Genomic DNA, 5,393 nt, shown 5'->3' with positions numbered 1-5,393 from the left:
TGACCGCCCGGGATCCCATCGCCGACCTGCGCCGGATCGCGTTCCTGCTGGAACGGGCCAACGAGGCCACCTACCGCCCGGGATCCCATCGCCGACCTGCGCCGGATCGCGTTCCTGCTGGAACGGGCCAACGAGGCCACCTACCGGGTCCGGGCGTTCCGGTCCGCGGCGAAGGCCCTGGCCGAGCTGCCGGCGAAGGAGGTCGCCGAGCGCGCCCGCACCGGGAAGCTCACCGAGCTGACCGGGGTCGCGACGTCACCGCCCGCTGCGTCGCCGAGTCACTGGCCGGCGAGGAGCCGGTCTACCTGCGCCGGCTGGTCGCCACCGAGGGCACCGACCTGGACGCCGCGGCCACCGCGCTGCGGAGCGCGCTGCGCGGCGACTGCCACACCCACTCCGACTGGTCCGACGGCGGGTCGCCGATCGAGGAGATGGCGCTCGCGGCGGTCGAGCTGGGCCACGAGTACGTGGTGCTGACCGACCACTCGCCCCGGCTCAAGGTGGCCCGGGGCCTCACCGCGGACCGCCTGCGCAAGCAGCTCGACCACGTCGCGGCGGTGAACGAGGCCCTGCCCGCGGGGTTCCGCATCCTCACCGGCATCGAGGTGGACATCCTCGCCGACGGCTCGCTGGACCAGACCGACGAGCTGCTGGCCCGGCTGGACGTGGTGGTCGGCTCCGTGCACAGCGGGCTGAACGACGAGCGGGCGAAGATGACCCGCCGGATGCTGGCCGCGATCGACAACCCGCACCTGGACATCCTCGGCCACTGCACCGGGCGGATGGTGTCGTCCCGCCCGGCCGGGGTGAAGGGTCCGGGCGACCGCGCGCACCGCCCGCGTACCCGGTCCGAGAGCGACTTCGACGCGGACACGGTCTTCGCCGCGTGCGCCGAGCGCGGCGTGGCCGTCGAGATCAACTCCCGGCCGGAGCGGCAGGACCCGCCGAAGCGGCTGATCCGCCGGGCCCTGGAGGCGGGCTGCCGGTTCGCCATCAACACCGACGCGCACGCGCCGGGGCAGTTGGACTGGCAGCGGTTCGGCTGCGAGCGGGCGGCGCTCTGCGGCGTCCCCGCCGACCGGGTGGTCAACACCTGGCGGGCCGACCGCCTGCTCAAGTGGGCCCGCACCCGCCGCTGACGCCCCGGCCGGCGCTGATCACCTCCACGCCGGCGGGACGGCGGTGTCCTCGAGCCGAGGACACCGCGACATCGCCGACATGGAGTTGGTCGGGCGGGTGGGGTCAGCGGGCGGCGGGCTCCGTGGCCGGCACGGCGGGGATGCCGGTAACCACTTCGGCGCGCGGGCGGCGCGGCCCGATCAGGCCCTGCGTCACCGCGACGCCGAGCAGCACGACCAGGGCGCCGACGGGCTGGTGCCAGTTCAGCCGCTCGTCGAGCACCACCGCGCCGATCAGCACCGCGAAGATCGGGATCAGGTAGGTCACCGTGGAGGCGGTGCTCGCGCCGGCCACCCGGATGTTGCGCAGGTTGATCACGAAGGCCAGCCCGGTGCCGAGCGCGCCGAGCGTGAGCACGCTGCCCACCACCGGCGCCGACAGCTCGGTCGGCACGGGCGGCGCCCCGACCAGCAGCGGACCGACCACCGCGAGCTGCGCCGTCGCCACCAGCAGCTGCGCCGCGGAGAGCGACAGCCCGGAGTACGAGCTGCCGGCGATGAACTTCTTCTGGTACGGGATGGCCACGCCGTAGCAGGCCGCCGCACCGAAGCACATCAACTGGCCGGTGAAGTGCGAGCCGCCGACGCCCTCCCAGACGCCGAGCACCACCAGCACGCCGAGAAAGCCCAGCCCGAGCCCCACCGCCCGGCGCGCGGTCAGCCGCTCGGTGCGGAAGGCCAGCACCGCCAGCGGCAGCACGATGAGCGGCGTGGTCGCGTTCCAGATGCCGGCGAGCATCGACTCGACGCGCTGCTCGCCGTAGCCGAAGAGGGTGAACGGGAGCGCCACCCCGAACGCGGCGACCACGACCAGGTGCGCCCAGACCCGGGGCTCGCGCGGCAGCCGGTCGCGGAGCACGGCGAGCACCACCAGCAGCGTGAGCGCGCCGGTGGCCACCCGGTAGAGGGTGAGATGCAGCGGGTGCAGCTCCTCGATGCCGACCTTGATGAAGAGGAAGCTCGCACCCCAGATCGCGGCGAGCGCCAGGAAGCCGGGCAGCCAGCTGCGCAGCGGCGCCCGGTCAGGGGTCACATGGGTGGTCACCCCTGACACTCTGCCGCAGGGGTACGACGATGTCCCGCGAAAATCGGACGCCGTGTCGACCGCCACAGCAACCCCGCCACCGCGCGGCCGTCGACCCGTCGAGCCGGTGCGGGATCCGCACAGGAACCCCGGCGGCGCACCGTCGTTGATCAGCCGGGAGGGGGAGGCGTTGATGCTGCTGACGGGCGGGTCGGAGCCGGTGCTCGACCTCGACGGCGGGTGGACGGTGCGGCGCGCGGAACGCCACCTGCGGGTCGGTGAGCTGGCCGGCGCCCGGCACGAGTGCGTCGACGGCCGGCTGGTGGTCACCCCGTTCCCGCCGGCCACCGAGAGCATCGCGATGGCGAGCCTGGCCAGCGCCCTGGTACCGGCGGCCGAGGCAACCGGCCGGCACGTGCTCGGCCGGGTCAACCTGGTCTTCTCGCCGACCTGCTGGATCCAGCCGGACGTCACCGTGCTGCACACCCTGCCCGCCACCGACGAGGAGGAACGGTGGGTGCCGGCGGAGCTGTGCGCCCTGGCCGTGGAGTTCGTCCGGGCCGGCGGGCCGGCGCCGGACGGGGCGGACAAGCGGCGCCGCTGCGCCGAGGGCGGCGTGCCGTACTTCATGCGGGTGGAAATCGGCGACCGGTCGCGCCGGGTGGCGATGGAGCTGTTCGGCCTCGACGACGACGGGCGCTACGTGCCCACCGCGCGTGCCGTCGGCGGGCAGCGGCTGCGCGCCCGGTCGCCGTTCCCGATCGACGTCGACCCGGCGCGACTGCTGCCCCGAACATGCCAAACACGGTCGACATCAGGGCCGGTCGGTCACGTAGGGTCGCAGCGTGGGACGAATCGATGACCTCGCGAACCGCTACGTGGCCGACTGGGCCCCGCTGAGCCCGACCGGCGCCACCTACGTCGGCATCGCCGGCTACGACGACCAGCTCGACGACCTCTCCCCGGCCGGCTACGAGGCCCGGGCCGAGCTGACCCGGCGCACCCTCGCCGACCTCGACGTGACCGAGCCGGACACGGAGACCGAGCGGACGGCCAAGGAGGCCATGCAGGAACGCCTCGGCCTGGACCTCGCCCGGTACGACGCGGGTGAGGTGACCAGCGAGGTCAACGTGATCGCCAGCGGGTTGCACGAGATCCGCATGGTCTTCGACCTGATGCCGACCGAGGGCGAGGCCGCCCAGGCCAACATCGCCACCCGGCTCAACCGGTTCGCCACGACGCTGGAGGGCTACAAGACCACCCTGCGCAAGGCGCCGCCGCCGGCCAGATCAGCTCGAAGGTGCAGCTGGTCGAGGTGGCCAAGCAGTGCGACGTCTGGACCGACCCGAACGGCGACAACTTCTTCCACGGCCTGGTGGAGCGGCTCGGCGTGGACGGCACCCTCGGCGCCGACCTGCGCCGGGGCGCCGCGTCCGCCACCGCCGCCACCGCCGAGTTCGGCCAGTTCCTCCGCACCGAGCTGGCCCCGCAGGGGCGGGACAAGCAGGCCGCCGGCCGGGAGCGGTACGAGCTGGCCTCCCAGTACTTCCTCGGCGCGAAGGTCGACCTCGACGAGACGTACGCCTGGGGTTTCGCGGAGCTGGCCCGGCTGGAGGCCGAGATGCGGACGCTGGCCGCGAGGATCGTCGGCCCGGGCGCGAGCATCGACGAGGCGGTGACGGCGCTCGACGCCGACCCGGCCCGCACCATCCAGGGCAAGGAGGCGTTCCGGGACTGGATGCAGGCGCTGGCCGACAAGGCCATCAGCGACCTGCACGGCACCCACTTCGACATCCCGGAGCAGGTCCGCCGGATCGAGTGCTGCCTGGCGCCGACCAGCGACGGGGCGATCTACTACACCGGGCCGAGCGAGGACTTCTCCCGCCCCGGGCGGATGTGGTGGGCGGTGCCGCAGGGCATCACCGACTTCTCCACCTGGCGCGAGGTGACCACGGTCTACCACGAGGGCGTGCCGGGGCACCACCTCCAGGTGGCGCAGACGGCGGTCCGCGCCGAGCTGCTCAACCGCTGGCAGCGGCTGCTCTGCTGGGTCTCCGGGCACGGCGAGGGCTGGGCGCTCTACTCCGAGCGGCTGATGGACGACCTGGGCTACCTGGAGGATCCGGGCGACAAGCTCGGCATGCTCGACGGGCAGGCCATGCGGGCGGCCCGCGTGATCGTCGACATCGGCATGCACCTCGAGCTGGAGATTCCGAAGGACAACCCGTTCGACTTCCACCCGGGCGAGCGCTGGACGCCGGAGCTGGGCTGGGAGTTCATGCGGGCGCACTGCCGGGTGCCGGACGAGAACCTGCGCTTCGAACTCAACCGCTACCTGGGTTGGCCGGGGCAGGCGCCGTCGTACAAGGTGGGCGAGCGGATCTGGCTCCAGGCCCGCGAGGAGGCGAAGGCCCGCAAGGGCGCCGACTTCGACCTGAAGGAGTTCCACCGGCAGGCGCTCGACCTCGGCTCGCTGGGGCTCGACCCGCTGCGCAAGGCGCTGGCCCGCCTCTAGGGCCTGTGCCAGAGCACAGACCCTGACTGCGGTGCCGGGGGCGGCGGGACGGCCCGCCCCCGGCCACCAGGGGTGGCGGGACGAAGGTCAGGGAAGATTGAGCGTCAGCGCCGGCCGGGCGGTCAGCGTGCGGCAGTCGACGAACGCCAGGTCGATCACCGGGTCGGTGAAGGTGACCGAGATCGGCAGGGTGACCGGGATGCCGTCCGGGAACGGCAGGTCCGGCGTCAGCGTGATCTTGATGCCGAGCAGCCGGCCGACGAAGCGGGTGGCGTAGAACGCCACGTCGCCCTGCACGGTGAGCCGGTCGGTGACGTACTGCTGGTTGCGCCCCGCCGGGCCGTCCGCCACCAGCTTGAAGTCGTCGGTGACCGCCTTGCTCATGCTGAACTTGAGCGCCTTGAGCGTGCCGTTCGCGGTCGGCAGGTCGACGATCCCCTCGAACCGCAAGGAACTCATGGTGACCGAGGAGCCGGTCAGCTTGGACGGCTGCCGGGCGACCTTCGGCTGCCCCGGCTCGGGGGCGATCCGCGGCAGCAGCTTGCCGGGCTCGACCTGGCCGGGCCGGCTCGGCCGACTCGGCCGGCTCGGCGCGCAGCCGGTGCGGCTCGACGTCCGACCGGTGGGGGTCGGTCCGGCGGTCGGCGCGGCCGCCTTCGCGCTCGGTGTCGGGCTG

The 5,393-nt window shown here is 73.4% G+C and carries 1 protein-coding gene and 4 pseudogenes; 3 read left to right on the top strand and 2 right to left on the bottom strand.

Going from position 1 to position 5,393, the window contains the following annotated elements:
• The first annotated feature begins 12 nt into the window (after positions 1-12).
• Positions 13-1,139 (top strand): annotated as a pseudogene (locus JNW89_RS26610) (PHP domain-containing protein).
• Here the strand turns inward: JNW89_RS26610 and JNW89_RS26605 are convergent.
• Positions 1,022-2,223, bottom strand: a pseudogene (locus JNW89_RS26605) (DMT family transporter); the annotation flags it as partial. The pseudogenes JNW89_RS26610 and JNW89_RS26605 sit on opposite strands and share 118 nt — an antisense overlap.
• A gap of 106 nt (positions 2,224-2,329) precedes the next feature.
• Here JNW89_RS26605 and JNW89_RS26600 point away from each other — a divergent pair.
• Together JNW89_RS26600 and JNW89_RS26595 are read left to right on the top strand one after the other, a co-directional pair.
• Positions 2,330-3,064 carry a Uma2 family endonuclease gene (locus JNW89_RS26600; protein WP_238451063.1) on the top strand — a complete coding sequence of 245 codons (735 nt, stop codon included), beginning with the start codon at positions 2,330-2,332 and terminating at the stop codon, positions 3,062-3,064.
• Positions 3,048-4,717: pseudogene (locus tag JNW89_RS26595) on the top strand (DUF885 domain-containing protein). Before JNW89_RS26600 ends, JNW89_RS26595 begins: the two are co-directional and overlap by 17 nt.
• Positions 4,718-4,804: 87 nt before the next feature.
• On the opposite strand, the pseudogene JNW89_RS26590 reads toward JNW89_RS26595, so the two are convergent.
• Positions 4,805-5,393: pseudogene (locus JNW89_RS26590) on the bottom strand (hypothetical protein); the annotation flags it as partial.

It is taken from the genome of Micromonospora sp. 4G55 (assembly GCF_016803375.1).
This window is presented reverse-complemented; position numbering and strand designations above follow the sequence as displayed.